Annotated in this window: 12 protein-coding genes; 7 read left to right on the forward strand and 5 right to left on the reverse strand. The window is 33.0% G+C overall.

Annotation, left to right across the window (positions count from 1 at the left end):
* The first annotated feature begins 20 nt into the window (after nt 1–20).
* The 5 genes from E0Y80_RS15390 (at nt 21) to E0Y80_RS15410 (ending at nt 6,136) form a co-directional block, all read left to right on the forward strand.
* Nucleotides 21–1,649: a fimbrillin family protein gene (locus E0Y80_RS15390; RefSeq protein ID WP_156308561.1), complete on the forward strand. Its 1,629-nt coding sequence runs from the start codon at nt 21–23 to the stop codon at nt 1,647–1,649.
* A 541-nt stretch (nt 1,650–2,190) separates the two neighbouring features.
* Entirely contained in the window at nt 2,191–2,880 is a 690-nt protein-coding gene (locus E0Y80_RS15395; protein ID WP_156308562.1) for a hypothetical protein, read from the forward strand.
* Nucleotides 2,881–3,054: 174 nt separating this feature from the next.
* Nucleotides 3,055–3,984, forward strand: coding sequence for a DUF5106 domain-containing protein (locus E0Y80_RS15400; RefSeq protein WP_156308563.1), 930 nt, complete (start codon nt 3,055–3,057; stop codon nt 3,982–3,984).
* Nucleotides 3,985–4,194: 210 nt separating this feature from the next.
* On the forward strand, nt 4,195–4,599 hold the full coding sequence (locus E0Y80_RS15405) for a hypothetical protein (protein WP_156308564.1): 405 nt from the start codon (nt 4,195–4,197) through the stop codon (nt 4,597–4,599).
* 325 nt (nt 4,600–4,924) lie between these two features.
* Nucleotides 4,925–6,136 (forward strand): MFS transporter, encoded by a 1,212-nt coding sequence (locus tag E0Y80_RS15410; protein WP_231596068.1) that lies wholly within the window; start codon nt 4,925–4,927, stop codon nt 6,134–6,136.
* Here the strand turns inward: E0Y80_RS15410 and E0Y80_RS15415 are convergent.
* Nucleotides 6,129–6,734, reverse strand: coding sequence for a class I SAM-dependent methyltransferase (locus E0Y80_RS15415; protein WP_156308566.1), 606 nt, complete (start codon nt 6,732–6,734; stop codon nt 6,129–6,131). The genes E0Y80_RS15410 and E0Y80_RS15415 overlap by 8 nt on opposite strands.
* A gap of 9 nt (nt 6,735–6,743) precedes the next feature.
* On the reverse strand, nt 6,744–7,304 hold the full coding sequence (locus tag E0Y80_RS15420) for a DUF4230 domain-containing protein (protein WP_156308567.1): 561 nt from the start codon (nt 7,302–7,304) through the stop codon (nt 6,744–6,746).
* Between the two features lie 219 nt (nt 7,305–7,523).
* Here E0Y80_RS15420 and E0Y80_RS15425 point away from each other — a divergent pair, with 219 nt between their 5' ends.
* Together E0Y80_RS15425 and E0Y80_RS15430 are read left to right on the forward strand one after the other, a co-directional pair.
* Nucleotides 7,524–9,035, forward strand: a complete 1,512-nt coding sequence (locus E0Y80_RS15425) for a TPM domain-containing protein (RefSeq protein ID WP_156308568.1) — start codon at nt 7,524–7,526, stop codon at nt 9,033–9,035.
* Nucleotides 9,036–9,202: 167 nt separating this feature from the next.
* On the forward strand, nt 9,203–10,270 hold the full coding sequence (locus tag E0Y80_RS15430) for a baeRF3 domain-containing protein (RefSeq protein ID WP_156308569.1): 1,068 nt from the start codon (nt 9,203–9,205) through the stop codon (nt 10,268–10,270).
* 49 nt (nt 10,271–10,319) lie between these two features.
* Here the strand turns inward: E0Y80_RS15430 and E0Y80_RS15435 are convergent, their stop codons facing one another.
* The 3 genes from E0Y80_RS15435 to E0Y80_RS15445 all read right to left on the reverse strand — a co-directional run bounded on the left by E0Y80_RS15435 (nt 10,320) and on the right by E0Y80_RS15445 (nt 14,735).
* Nucleotides 10,320–12,170 carry a glycoside hydrolase family 2 protein gene (locus tag E0Y80_RS15435; RefSeq protein WP_231596069.1) on the reverse strand — a complete coding sequence of 617 codons (1,851 nt, stop codon included), beginning with the start codon at nt 12,168–12,170 and terminating at the stop codon, nt 10,320–10,322.
* Between the two features lie 68 nt (nt 12,171–12,238).
* Nucleotides 12,239–12,913: a DUF3823 domain-containing protein gene (locus E0Y80_RS15440; protein WP_156308570.1), complete on the reverse strand. Its 675-nt coding sequence runs from the start codon at nt 12,911–12,913 to the stop codon at nt 12,239–12,241.
* 4 nt (nt 12,914–12,917) lie between these two features.
* The gene (locus E0Y80_RS15445) at nt 12,918–14,735 is read right to left on the reverse strand and encodes a RagB/SusD family nutrient uptake outer membrane protein (RefSeq protein WP_156308571.1); all 1,818 of its coding nucleotides are present in this window, start codon (nt 14,733–14,735) and stop codon (nt 12,918–12,920) included.
* Nucleotide 14,736 lies beyond the last annotated feature (1 nt).

Consider the following 14,736-nt stretch of genomic DNA (forward strand, 5'->3'; position numbering starts at 1 on the left):
AATCATATAAAACATTCATAATGAAAACAAATTATAAAATAAATATTAGGATTCCATTAGCCATATTAACAATCGGATTTTTTTTAATGGGATGTAAAAAGGGTTCAGAAGATGTTGTTGAAAATCTTTCAGGAGATGCGTATTTAAGTATCAAAGTGGAAGGAATCAAGGAGGTTGCAGGCGATCCGGCAATAATGTCAGCAACAGGAAGAACTGATGAATTAAAAGGAAATTCTAAAAGAACTGCTGTTGTTAAGAATAATTTATTAAGGAAATCTTTTCAAGGATTTGATGCTAATATCCAATTAAAAAATGAAACTCTTGAGAATAAGGTTGTGTCAACATCGAAAAGGTCAAGTTCTTCAAGTGATATAAAAGCTGCCGCATTAACGAATATTCCAATGGCTCAAGGGACCAAATATAAGATCTTATTATATAGAGCAGGAGGGTATGTTAAGACTGTTTCAGCAATTGCGGGTTCATTAATTAAGGTTGAAGTTGAGAAAAATGTTGAATATAATTGGTATGCCTATACCTATAATACAGCAGATGATTTGCCTGATGTGGCTAATACAGCAAATCCAGTTATCGAATCATTAACTGATAAGGCATTATATTACGCAAGTGGCACAGTCATGGTAACTGGTGAAGGTGTTGTTAATAAGCCCTTGAATTTAGAATTTGACCATAGAACGTCTAGAGTAGGAGTAGAAATAAGTGCTAGAGGTATGTTTGCGGGTATTCAAACTATTCAAGCAACCTTGGCAAATAATACTTATGTTAAAAAAGGTGTTTTGAATTTGTTCACAGGTCAATATGAAAGTACAAATACAGTTGACGTAGGCCCACTTACATTTTCTAGTATTTCTGGGGCAACGAAGGATACTATTAAAGTAGCTTATTATTATACAGCAGGTCAAGAAGCCATCACTCCATTCGTTGTCAATGTTCAGTCTATTACATTAAAACTGGATAAAGGTGATACAAGAACATTTTCTAGTGGATTTCAGTATTCAAATAATTTAAGTACCATGACCTGGGGAAATAGGATGACTTCAGCCATTGACTTGGTAGAATCACCCTTGACAGTTGCGGGTGTTGAATGGGCTAGAGCAAATTTATACTTCAGTTCAGCAGATAAGGCCTATCGTTTTAGACATCAGATAAGTTCTTCATATGGCAGAGTGGATGAAGAATATTGGAATTTTAAAGCACCTTTTCCGAATGGGGCAATCGGTGCACAAGATCCATGTACACGTGTCTATCCATTAAACACTTGGAGAATGCCTAGTCGTAATGAGACGGAGGCTTTAATCAATGTTACTTCAGGAAGAACCTTAGATCCTGATTTTGTAGAATATGCTGCAACAGGAACAGGAGCTCCTTATCCAAGCAATAGGCTTCGTATAAATAAAATGGGATATTTTAATCTTGTATTAGGGATTTTCGGTGTCAATGAAGATGGTGTTAATGGATATTTCTGGACTAGCGATACAGGTATTTTTGGAGGTTTAGTTACGGGTGTATATTGCTATAGGGTTAGTGATAATAAGGAAAATGGGATTTTTGGAGGAGATAACGTTTGGTTGCATACCGCTTTATCCTCTTGGGGAGGTAGTGAGAACATCCGATGTGTAAGAAATAATTAACAATAGTCATTTATGGGGAAAGGTTGTCCAATTGGACAGCCTTTTTTTGCGTTTAATAAATTGAGAATTTTGATTCAATTTATAATGAAATTGCACTGTAGATAATCATTTACAAATTATTTTTATGTCAAACTGAATTTATTGTTAAATAAAAATGTTATGAGTAAATTTGTATCGTTAAATGATATATTTATTTCACAGAGATGATATAAAATAAATAAATTTTAAAAAATTGATGAAAATATATAATATTGACGTTTTCTAAAATTAATTAAAAGTAAAAATTTGCTATTCATTTAAATTTGCAGCTGATAAAATAGGATGTATATTCGTATTGTTGTTCAGAGAGATTTGAAAAGTAAATAAAGGATCACACTAACTATTGATTTTTCAAAAATATATTTTAATTATTTAAAAGTCAGTTCGTTGCCTTTAAATAGTCTTAGATTCAGAAGCGAATAAAAAGAAGCGATTAAAAAGATTTTATCAATTATGAGTTATAGGTAAGATCAACTTCTTTTTGAAACATAAAACAACATTAATGAAAAAGTTAAGTAGTATAATTTTAGCAACATTGTTTGCATTAGTAGGTTTCGCGAAGGAGCCTGGAGACAAAGAACCTTGGAAAACATCTTTTATAGCGAAAAAAGCTTTCCAAGAAAACACAGAATTAAAGCACTGGTTTGTTGGAGCGAATGTAGGTGGCCAAATATATTTTGGAGATCATGACAAACAGCTTTCTGTAGGAAAAAGAATTGCTCCACATTTTGAAATATATGGTGGAAAATGGTTGAACGAAAGGTTTGCAGTTAGATTAGGTTTGAATGGTATTAACTATAAAGGTGTTACTCAAACTAAGATGTATAGCACTGGAAAGGTATTGAATGCTGCTCAAGAGCTAGAATATCAGAAATTTAATTACATAAATGTTCACGCAGATTTTATGTTCAATTGGACAAATGATGCGTTAGGATATGATCCAGGACGATTGTATAATCTTATTCCTTATGTAGGAATTGGTTTTGGAGCTGTTTTATCAGATCCAGGTTCAGTAAAATTTAGTCCAAATTTGGGATTATTGCAAACGTTTAGATTGACAGATGCATTAGATCTTACTTTAGATGTCAGAGGAAATCTTTATGGAGATGAATTTGATGGCGAAGTTGGAGGAAGAAATTTTGAAGGAGCTGTATCCACTTCGGTAGGAGTGAAGTACACCCTTAATAGATAAGCTTAGATTCACTAACTATTAATAATTAGCCTTGGTATCGCCCGATATCAAGGCTTCTTTTTTTCTTTAATAAACGCAATACTGTATAAAATTCTATTCTATTATTTACATTTTCTTTTATTTAACTTGCAATGGTATGATTTTTAACAACCATAATTATCATTTATAATAAATATGCAAGTAATTAAGAATTTTCTTTTGATCTTATTTTGTGTTAGTATAATATCCTGTCAACAGAATAAAAAAACAAGTGAAGTAGCAATCACTGATAGTACTAAAGTAAGTTATGCTCCTCCGAAAGCCCCCACTCATATTGAAGGGGATGAAGGGAAGATTAATTATGTATTTAATCATTTTTGGGATAACTTTAATTTTAGAGATACTGTGAAAATATTTGATCCTCAGTATGGGGAGCAGGCTATTGCAGATTATATAGGGTATTTTCCATTAGTTCGTCTTGATACGCTAGCAGAAGGAATTGAATCTGTATTTAATGAAGCGAAAATTGAACCTTCTGTCTTTGAATTTTTTAAATTTCAATTTGAAAATTATCTCTCAAATCCGAATTCTCCAATGCGGAACGATGAATATTATGAAAAAGTAGTTGAATATTTGATTTCTTCAGGCAAAGTTACTCCGGACGATAAAATTAAATATGAGACCTTATTACCGCTTTTAAAAAAGAATAAACGAGGATCAATAGCAACTGATTTTAACTATCTCTCTGTTGATGGCAGCAACTCAAAATTTAGTACGATTGAGTCTCCATTTACTTTATTAATATTTTATGAGCCAGGATGTAGCAATTGTGAGGAGACGATTGAACAGATTAAGGCTAATCCAGGATTTAATTCAGTTGTTGATAAAGGAGCTTTAAAAATAGTAGCTATTTATCCCGATGGAAATATAGATATCTGGAAAAATTATCAAAAAAATATTCCTTCAAATTGGATCAATGGTGTTGATGTTGAACAAGAAATCTTAAACAAAGGATTATATATTATAAAAGCTACTCCTACCATTTATCTGATGGATAAAGATAAGAAAGTCATTCTGAAAGATACTAATTTGAATCAGGTCATTCAATTTTTTCAAAATATATAAAAAGATTAAACGGTATTTTAAAGAAAGGGGTTAAAGAGGTAGCTCCTTTCTTTTTTATGAATATTCGAATTAAATACTATTTTTTGGTGGTTACTGTATATGATTTGTAGACAGCCAAAAAAGTTATCGTATATGTTTTGTTCTCTTGAGAATGCATGAATTAACAAATCAGCTATCGATCTTTACCATATTATTAAATTTTAAAATATTATGATGAAGAACAAGTTTAATTTTCTGATTTTATTATTCAGCATACTGATAACTGCAGCATGTACTGGACAAAAAGGAGATATGACAAAAGATCCTAAGTATGCAGATATTGCGAATAATATATTTCTTACAAAAAGTCAGACCTATTATTATCATTACACTCATTCTGAAGGAGGTAAATCTGGAAATTTTTTATCCGCAGAAAGCGAAATGCCAAATGCCGAATTAAAAGCTGAATTTCCCGCGGGGAGTCATGTGAAAATTTCACAAGTTTTAGAAGTACCCCAAAAGGATGGTAGTTTTAAGGTAATGGTTAAAGGGAAAGTATTTAGCGATAACGGAAAAGAGGAGATGGACTACATGGCTATGTATGATGATATAAAATCTGCATTGCAGTTAAAATAAAAAACAATTCTTTAAGCTAAATTTTATTTCAGTCCGAGTGACCGTAGTATTGAACCCAAAGGCAAGCGGAATTTTATCCTATTAGAATGGACTAAATTCCGCTTTGTCTTTTCGGAAAAGTGTAACTCTTGAATCTTGACATTCCAATGCTTTAACGTTGGAAACAATTTTTAACAGAAAACCCGTAATTATTTGGAATGATAATAATTCTTGAAATTATGGATGAACAAAATTTTAACCATTACATTTGTTCAGTAAAATGCGGATTCCAATAATCACATTGATTAATTAGATACTTCGTATTTTGAATCATTATCAAATGTATATGCCACAAAAATCATTTACTTACGATCAATCGAAAACTACCTATCCAATATTAATAGCAATCGCGCTAGCACATATGTCCAACGACATGATTCAGGCCATAATTCCGGCATCGTATCCAATGTTGAAGGACAATTTTAATTTATCATTTGCCCAAATTGGAGTAATAACATTTTGTTTTCAAATTTCTTCTTCTTTGTTCCAACCCATAGTCGGGGCATATACAGACAAATATCCAAAGCCATATTCTCAAATAATAGGCATGTTTTTCAGTATTATTGGGGTTATTGGGTTGTCATTTGCGAATAATTATTATTCAGTTCTCTTTTCAGTTACAATGGTTGGGGTTGGATCTTCTATTTTCCATCCGGAATCTTCAAGAGTTGCATATTTATCTTCCGGGGGGAAGAGGAGTTTAGCACAATCTATTTTTCAAATCGGAGGAAATACAGGATCTGCACTTGCACCATTACTATTGGCATTATTTGTATTGCCGCATGGGCAAAGGTTTATCCTTTGGTTTCTGCTTATTGGGGTATTTGCTCAAATTTTATTGTCATATATAGCGATTTGGTATAAAAAAGTTCTTCACTCGGTTAAAGGGCAGGCAAAAAAATTGATAAAGATTCCGGATCTCTCGGAATCGACAATAAATTATTCAATTGGGATTTTATTGCTGTTGATTTTTTCAAAATATGTCTATATCGCCAGTATAACCAGTTACCTTCAATTTTATTTGATGGAGAAATTTGCAATTTCAGATGTACAAGCGCAGGTATATTTATTTTATTTTTTGATAGCAGTAGCATTAGGAACACTCTTTGGGGGTTTTCTGGGAGATTATTTGGGTAGGAAATATATTATTTGGTTATCAGTATTAGGCTGTGCTCCATTTACTTTGTTACTTCCATTTGCGAGTTTATTTTGGACAGGTATTTTAGTATTTATAATTGGATTAATCATGGCATCTGCCTTTCCATCTATCCTTGTGTATGCTCAAGAATTGTTGCCACGGAAATTAGGGATGGTTTCTGGTTTATTTTATGGATTTGCCTTTGGAATGGGAGGATTAGGAGCAGCAATTTTAGGATATTGGGCAGATTATACCTCTTTGGAAAATATTTATTTGGTATGCTCTTATCTTCCTTTGATTGGAATAATTGCTTATTTTCTTCCCGATATGAAAAAGGTAAAATTTTTAGAAGTTAATTAACACGTTGAGCTAACCAGATTGTAGCACCACCACACAAAGGGTCTTCAACAACATGGTTAATCACGTGGAAGTTATTATTTTGAAGAAGGATTTTATAATCGCTTTCCGACATTGAGGCATGGAATAAATCTTGACCATTAATTTTTCCCCATGAAATTCCATTCTCCGGCCCAGAAGTAAATAATAATAATCCATTTGGGTTTAATAGGTTAGATAATCTAGGAATTAATTTTTCCTGGTCATCAACAGGTAAGTGAAAAAAGCTATGCCAGGCAATAATTGCATCAAATTTCCTTTCTATATTCAAGTCCCTCATATCCATCAGGTAGAATTCATTATTTGGAAAGTTTGATTTTGCAATTTCTAACATTTTCCAACTTGCATCGACCCCAGTTACGCGACAATTTTGAGAAAGAAAATACTCCATAATTGGTTTTCCTGTACCACAACCTAAATCTAGAATTTCCGATCTCTCCGGCAAATGGGATAATAATTCCTGTAAATATTTTAATTCAATTAGATCTTTACTTCTGTTTTCATTATACCATTCACTGACATTGTCATAAACTTTAAATACATTTTTATCCTCACGATTCATTTCAAAGGTTTACCTGAAGGTCAATTTTACTTTAGTATATCCCAATCCTTCTAACAAAGGTTTTAACACATGTGTTGCATTATTCTGTGTTTGTGCCAGGATGTCTGATTTTTTAACTTGATTTGTAATTTCTTCTTCTGCCGCTTTAAATGCTTCATCAACTAAAGTAGCTTCTCTAAAGAATGCCATTTTTGTATCATAAACTTTTGAGTCTTTATGATCAATTTTAACATAACAAATTTCTGCTTTTGGAAGATTGATCGTAACAGAATCATTAATGACTTCAACATCATTAGCGTTTAATTTTGTTAAATCAATACATCCCACAGCATCCGCTTTAATAATTAAAAGCACACTAGCATCGGGTAAATAAGCAGTCATGTTTTTATGTTCCACTACATCACTGAAGCGATATTTAACCAATTCAAGTTTACCCATAGCTTCAATCTTTTCAACAAGAATTTGATGATTGGTCTCTTTTGTAGGTCCTGGTTTAATTCTTTCCCATACAAACCATGTAACACCTATTAATAAGGCAAGGACGATAAAAACTTTAAGTAATTTTGTCATAAATAGCATTTCTCAAATTATAGACCATAAATAGAATCTAATGTCAAGGAAAAGTAATGCTAATTTAAAAAACGGTTTGGTAACTAACTAATTACAATTTTAAAAGATAGGGAGTCATTTCTAAAAATTTATATCTACAGTTTATATATGTCAATACCTAGAATAGCATTCTCAGCTAATATTTTATTATTTTTAATTATCTGATCATGATGAAATAAAATGTTGAAAAATAAACTGTCTAAAAAATTCAAGAAATATTTATTCCTTGTGAATGTTCGATTAGGGTTAATTGTATGTTTTGCCATATTCTTAAACATATCATTAGATGCCCAGACAATATATACTATTGAAAGTGTTCCAAGTCCAAAAGAAAGAGGTCAGAATTATTTTGTGAGCAATCCTGATGCTGTATTGGATAGTTGGACAGTGGATAGTCTGGATAGATTGTCGACTGAAATTGAGCGAGTTAGTGGTTCTGAATATGCGATAGTCGTTGTAAATGATTATACGGGTGATGATGATTTTCAATTTGCTCTTGATCTATTTAACAAATGGGGAATAGGTAAAAAGGAGGTAAATAATGGTTTACTGCTATTTATTTCTAAAGATAAGAGACAATATCGTTTTATTTCTGGTTACGGGATGGAATCAATATTTCCTGATATTTATTTGAAGAGAGTAGGAGAAAAGTATCTGGTTCCAAATTTCAGAAATGAGGATTATAACAAAGGGGTTTTAGAAGCAAGCGAGTTTATTGCGCATATACTTAAGTCACCTGATTCCGTCAAAGAATTAGAATCCCTCATGCCGGAGGCAATCCCATTTTTTAGTCTTCGAAATACAATATTTAGAAATACTCTTTTAGTTTGTGGTTTTTTTTTGACCCTATATTTGTATATCCATTTTATCAGCAAACAATTTACCGCTAAAGGTCAAAAACTTAAACCGATAGTCCCAATTTTTTATGGTTTGGGTTGTATGGGATTGCTCATGTTTTTGAGTGTATTTTTATTTGCCTTTGTATTTAAAAACCTTGAGGAGGTCTATCAAGTTAAAAATATACCCTATTTTGCTTTTGTTCTAGGGGGGATAATTTTAGCGATGAAAATGAATGATTCCCATGATGCCATATTAAAGAGCTACAATGATGAACAAGAGAAAGGAAATGCCTTAAAGAAATTTGCTGCATTTACTTTTCTTCCTTCCATATTAGCACCCTTGGCCTTATTCAATATGGGGAGTATATTTAATAAACTAAATAGGGATAAAAATCGTTTTGATCCACCAGACAATTCCGGCAATTGGGAAAGGATAAATCGGACAAGCAATAAATCTGAGACTAGTAAGTATTTGGATAAGGGCAATCTTAATGAAGAAAAGATTGGATCCAGGAAATATGAAATTTGGAAAGATAAACTATCTAATAAAATAATGTTAGTGCCTTGGGAAATTAAGAAAAGATTTCATCAATGTCCAAAATGTCATTTTTATACTTTAGAGAAAGATAAAAAGAAACAAATAAAAGCTGCAACATACTCATCTTCAGGAAAAGGTGAACTTGTTGATGATTGTAATAACTGTGATTATTATGTAATTAATGATACATATATCATTCCTAAATTAACACGAAGTTCAAGTGGAGGATCTTCAAGTGGCGGAGGTTCATCTAGTGGTGGAGGTAGTTTTGGCGGAGGTTCTTCAGGTGGAGGTGGAGCTGGAGGAAGATGGTAGTTTAAAAATTTTTGCTCATCCGATTTTTCTACAAATCATTTTTTGGAGATAGAGTTGCTTAGCTGCTAATTTTATTTGCTAAAGTCATAAAAATAAAACTATATCAATTATTTAATGTTGAGTAAATAGCATTCAGCTATTTTACATCACATTAAATATTTTATTTTATGGCACTTAAAGAAATTATAGGATCACTTACTGAGCAAAAAGATTCACCTAGCATTACAATTTCATTTAATACATTTTTGACATATCCCGATAGTGAGAAGAATGCTATTACTTTAAAAAATCTATCTAAGGAAGCAGAATCAAGAATTATTGAAGAATTTGGGAAAAGAGAATCTGAAGGTATCCTTGAAAAAATTGCAGGAATTCCTGAGAAAATTGAGGAAATACAATTAATGAAAAGCCTGCATGTGTTTATTTCAGAAAACATAGAAGAATTAGTGGCCTCACCCTGGCCCGTGGATAAAGAAGGAGTATTTATAGATGATTCATTTGCAGTTAAACCATTAATTAAGGCAATGAATAGAACTAAGGACTATATGATACTATCAATATCACAAGGCGGCGCTCATCTATTCCATGCCTTAAATGATACGATAGAAAGTGAAATTACGAATGATGATTTCCCTTTTGATGCAAATCCACTTGACGTTTCAGGATCTGATAATAATAAAATAGAAAATCGTCTAAAGGAATATTTTAATCAAATTGATAAAGCTGTAGTTGCAGTGCATAACACGAATGGTTTAGATGTAATTGTTATTTCAACTGAACCAAATTTTGCTATGTTACAAGAAGTTGCTGATTTACCAAAAATGTATATTGCACATGATAACAAAAATTATGATGCTTCAGAACCCGATAAGATGGCAAAGCAAGCATTTGAAACTATTAAAGATCTGCAGAAAACAGATAGGACTGAGGCTATTGGTAATCTAAAGCAAGGTATTTCAAATGGTCAAGTATTAACTGATCTTCAAGATATTTATCAAGCGGCCATAGATGGTAGAGGAGAGCTTCTAATTGTTCAACAGGACTTTGAGCAGCCTGTAAAAATGACTTCCGATCGGACCTTTGAAATTGTAGGTGATCCAAAAGAAACAGGTGTTGTTGATGATATCGTTTCTACGATTGCTTGGGATGTAATTTCAAAAGGTGGAAAGTCATATTTCTCCAATCAGGAGGAATTAGGTGATCTTGGTAAAATTGCGTTAAAGGTTAGATATTAAACCAAATAGTAGAAAGGACCACATGATGGTCCTTTCTTATTTATTCCAATTATTTTACTAAATCTTTGTTATAGAGTTTGCTATGAATTTCTTTTAATTCATTTGCGGGAATCTTAATGACTTTTCTATCATAAGTCATTAAACCATTCGTTTCAATTTCAACATCGGTAGTTTGCGTATATACCCCTGCAGAAAGTCCCAGAGGGATTAAATTACTGAGATCAGTAACCACTTCTTGATATCTTTTTTTCAATTCATCAGCATTTTTGAATGATTGGTAACCCCAATTATCTTTTTGTTGCCAAGTGTGTCCATCAACAGGTAATCCAAGGCCACCATATTCTCCTAATACGAGTACATATTTGTCGCCAAATAATTCAGGACTAGGCATTGCAGCATCAGGATAATTGTGAATATCAAAGATATGTCCTGGAGCTCCAAAGTTTCCGCCTGAAGCACCATTTACTAATCGGGAAGGATCGTTTTGAATGGTCCAGTCTACAATTTCCTTAGATTTAAACTGTCCCCATGCTTCATTAAAAGGAACCCAAACAACTATTGAAGGGAAGTTGTGTAGGGTTGACATTATAGCTTTCCATTCTTTCTTATAAATTGCTTCTGATTCTGGTGTACGATCTTTGTCGTGTTTACCAAATCTAATTTTTCCAGGGTTCATATCCCATATATTTCCACCTAAGTCACCGCTTGGCATATCCTGCCACACTAATACGCCGATACTATCACAGTGTCGATACCATCTTGCAGGCTCTACTTTAATATGCTTTCTAATCATATTAAAGCCCATTTCTTTCGTTTTAACGACATCAAATTTTAGAGCTTCATCAGAAGGAGCTGTATGTAAGCCATCTGGCCACCAGCCTTGGTCTAAAGGACCATAGTGGAAAACAAATTTGTCATTTAAGTACATTCTTTGAATTCCATTAGCATCTTTTTTCAAGCTGATTTTACGCATGGCAAAATAGGAATTTGCTTCATCCACAACCTTACCTTTTCTTAGCACCTTCACTTTTAAATCATATAATTTAGGCGATTCAGGTGACCATAATTGAGGGTTATTTAATTTTAATTGAGCCTCTTCTCCGGGATTAGATTTGATTTCGGCAATTTTGTTGTTATTATCATAAGCTTCAACAAGAATTTCATCTCCTGGCTTAACTGAGGATATTTCAGTTGATATTTTAAGAACAGATTGATCTACATCAGGAGTTTGTTTAGTGCTGACAATATGAGTTTCAGGAACAGACTCTAACCAAACTGTTTGCCATATACCAGAAACTGGCGTATACCAAATTCCATGAGGATCATTAATTTGTTTACCACGAGGTTGAGGTCCGTCAGAGGTAGGATCCCATACACGAATAGCAATGTCTTGACTTTTTCCTTTTTTTATCGCATTAGTGATATCAATGCTAAATGGATCGAAACCACCTTGATGGTTAGCAACATGTTTACCGTTGACATAAATATCACATTCCCAATCAACCGCTCCAAAATTGAGGTATATCTTGCCTTTATTTAATTTTTTATCAATAGTTATTTGATTATTATACCATAGAGCATCATCTTTAGTTACCCTTTTAGCGACACCTGATAAAGCAGATTCCACTGCAAATGGTACCAAAATATCTCCATCCCAAGAGGAAGGAATTTCTTTTTGATCTTTATTGGTAATTTTATATTTCCATAAACCATTTAAGTTTTGCCAATTGTTTTGTCTTTCCAATTGTGGTCTAGGATACTCACGATGTGCATTTTGAGGAGTAACCTGCTCTGCCCATGGTGTTAAAATTTTATCCTTAACGGGAGCCCAACTTTGAGCATTACTTTGAGTTGCAGTAGCGGCAATTAAACATGCAATAGCAATTGTTTTCTTCATCATATTATTTTTGTATTTGTTTTTGGTTAGTTATTTATTATTAATGATTTGGTTTAAATACTTAAATATACTTATTTAACCTGATGTATGTTAGGGTCATATAAAGCTTCAGTTATTCCATTTATCTTTACAGCAACTCTAGCAAATAGGGTTGGATTGGATTGCAGTTCAGATCCAATATCTAAGGATAGGGTTATATTTCCTTCAGAATCACCGCTTTTAATTTCTCTTTTAATGAAAAGGCCAAGATCAACAAATTTTGTTTTACCGATTAACAAGCTTATATCATCCAAAGATTTTGTTGGATCTAATTTTTGAATATTCAATGTTGCTATAAGATTGTTACCATTTAGTTGATATTTTACATCTTTTAGACTATAATAAAGTTCAACCGGGAATTCAATATCCGTATTTCCGTTGACATTAATATCCAAAGTGTCTGTAACTATTTTCCAGGGACCATTACCAGGAACAGTTATTAATTTATAGTTGCCATTAAACAATGCAGCAGAGAATGAACCATCCTGAGTAACATATACGTCAATCGGATTTTTTAATTCAAATCCATTTTGCCACAATTGAAGCCTTACAGAATTATTAGAACCTCTTACTCCAACAGGTGTACCATTGTATGTAACTTTTCCAGTTAAAGTAGCATTTGGTGCTTCATAATTATCCTTTCCACAGGAGAGGAGAAGAATAATCATTAAAATAGAACATATTGATAATATATTAATTCTTTTCATCTTTTTATTGATAAGGGTTTCGAACTAGTTTAGGGTTTTTATCAATCCATTCTTGAGCGATAAAATTGTAATAGTTTTGAAATCTAAAATATCTCGGATACATAACATGGCTAGATTTTCGTTTTTCAAAAACCCATTTTCCATGATTAGGATTTCCAGGAGCATAGATTTTATATGGAAACAGAACAAACATTGTTGAAGTAGCATTTCCTTGTTGCCCATTCCAAATTGTATGTGCAATTCTCCATCTTTTAAGGTCCCAATAACGATGATCTTCGAATGCTAACTCAACTCTTCTTTCTTGGACAATATCATTAAATGTTACAGTGGAAAGCTTTTGAATTCCCGCTCTGTCTCTTAATTGATTAATATAGCCAGCAACTTCAGTTTGAGGTTTGCTTAGTTCTAGAGCAGATTCAGCGGCAATTAATACAACTTCAGCAAGCCTAAAGCGTACAAACCACATATCACTTCCTCTACCGCGAGTAGAAGCATCACGATTTTCTTCGACAAATTTTCGGATATTGAATCCTGATTTATTTACGAATTGGTCGTTCGAAGTAGTAGGCCCATCCATACTTGTAATTAATCCGAATGGCGTTTCTGATTTTCCAGGTTCTGCAGTTTTAATTTTCCAGGTTCCACCCTCTAAATATCTAACACCAGCTTGATAGGTAATTGTTGATCCCAGAAAATCCGCACCAGAATAAATGATGGTACCATATAATCGAGGGTCTTTTTTTGAGAATACATCAGATGGATTGTTGTAATAGATAAATTCTCCAGAAGCATTGGTTAATTTCAGGGCTCCATTTCGACTGTCAGTATATTCAAAATCTTCTACGAGATTTAATACAGGCGTAATAATATTGGCGTCGATATCACCACGTACAGATGAAGCAATAACATTATTAGTAAATTGGTGGGTCTGGCCAGGGTATTTATAATCTCTTGCCCAAATAACTTCTGTACTGGTTTTACTACTTACAGCTTCATAAAAGTTTCGGCCTTTATCTGCATTTTTATTATAGATCTCATAAGGACTATTTTGTAAGATTTCTTTTGCTGTTTCATAAGCAGTGGTATAGAATTTTGTTGCTTCATTTGCAGGAATTCCAACTTCTCCACCAGCTGTTTTTACTTCAGGTGTTTTGTAATTGTACTTTGCAATTGAACCTGCATAAAGTGCTGCTCTAGCTTTTAATGCCAATGCTGCCCATTTATTAGCTCTTGCAGAGTTGGTGTTTTTGTTGGCACTTAAAAGTTCGCTAATAGCCGTACATTCATTGATGATGTAATCATAGGTTTCTTTTTCTGTAGATCTAGGATATTGTAAAGTGGTAATATCTATTCCAGCTTGATAGTCGAATACTTCATCTTTAATGATAGGAACTCCACCTAAGGATCTTGCCATGTTAAAATAAGTCCATGCTCTTAGAAAGCGTGCTTCACCTTCAAAATTATTTTGGACCTCTTTACTGAAAGTTGAGTTTTTCACACCATTAATGAACAAATTCAGATCTCTTAATAGCGTATAGTCGTAAACTCTCCAGAGATCATCCGCATAATCTTGCATATTATTAGGTCCCCCTGACGAAAATGCAGCTTCATCTAATAGAGCCATACTACCGGTATTGGCAATATGTTGTCCCCAACTTACTCTACCATAGTAATTTGCTAGAACCGACATGACCATTTTTTCGTCAGAATAGACTTGTTGATCAGAAAGAATTGATTCGGAATCTCGATCGAGAAATTTATTGCATGAGGCTGAACTAGCCAATAATACAGCAGAAAGTATATATAGTTTAAAATTCTTCATG

Source organism: Sphingobacterium endophyticum, assembly GCF_009733535.1.
In the GTDB taxonomy this organism is placed as follows: domain Bacteria; phylum Bacteroidota; class Bacteroidia; order Sphingobacteriales; family Sphingobacteriaceae; genus Sphingobacterium; species Sphingobacterium endophyticum.

Excerpts from the sequence above, each read along its gene's own strand:
- E0Y80_RS15400 (WP_156308563.1), top strand. The coding sequence starts at position 3,055 with ATGCAAGTAATTAAGAATTTTCTTTTGATCTTATTTTGTGTTAGTATA.
- E0Y80_RS15405 (WP_156308564.1), top strand. The coding sequence starts at position 4,195 with ATGATGAAGAACAAGTTTAATTTTCTGATTTTATTATTCAGCATACTG.
- E0Y80_RS15410 (WP_231596068.1), top strand. The coding sequence starts at position 4,925 with ATGCCACAAAAATCATTTACTTACGATCAATCGAAAACTACCTATCCA.
- E0Y80_RS15415 (WP_156308566.1), bottom strand. The coding sequence starts at position 6,734 with ATGAATCGTGAGGATAAAAATGTATTTAAAGTTTATGACAATGTCAGT.
- E0Y80_RS15440 (WP_156308570.1), bottom strand. The coding sequence starts at position 12,913 with ATGAAAAGAATTAATATATTATCAATATGTTCTATTTTAATGATTATT.
- E0Y80_RS15420 (WP_156308567.1), bottom strand. The coding sequence starts at position 7,304 with ATGACAAAATTACTTAAAGTTTTTATCGTCCTTGCCTTATTAATAGGT.
- E0Y80_RS15425 (WP_156308568.1), top strand. The coding sequence starts at position 7,524 with ATGTTGAAAAATAAACTGTCTAAAAAATTCAAGAAATATTTATTCCTT.
- E0Y80_RS15395 (WP_156308562.1), top strand. The coding sequence starts at position 2,191 with ATGAAAAAGTTAAGTAGTATAATTTTAGCAACATTGTTTGCATTAGTA.
- E0Y80_RS15435 (WP_231596069.1), bottom strand. The coding sequence starts at position 12,170 with ATGATGAAGAAAACAATTGCTATTGCATGTTTAATTGCCGCTACTGCA.
- E0Y80_RS15430 (WP_156308569.1), top strand. The coding sequence starts at position 9,203 with ATGGCACTTAAAGAAATTATAGGATCACTTACTGAGCAAAAAGATTCA.
- E0Y80_RS15390 (WP_156308561.1), top strand. The coding sequence starts at position 21 with ATGAAAACAAATTATAAAATAAATATTAGGATTCCATTAGCCATATTA.
- E0Y80_RS15445 (WP_156308571.1), bottom strand. The coding sequence starts at position 14,735 with ATGAAGAATTTTAAACTATATATACTTTCTGCTGTATTATTGGCTAGT.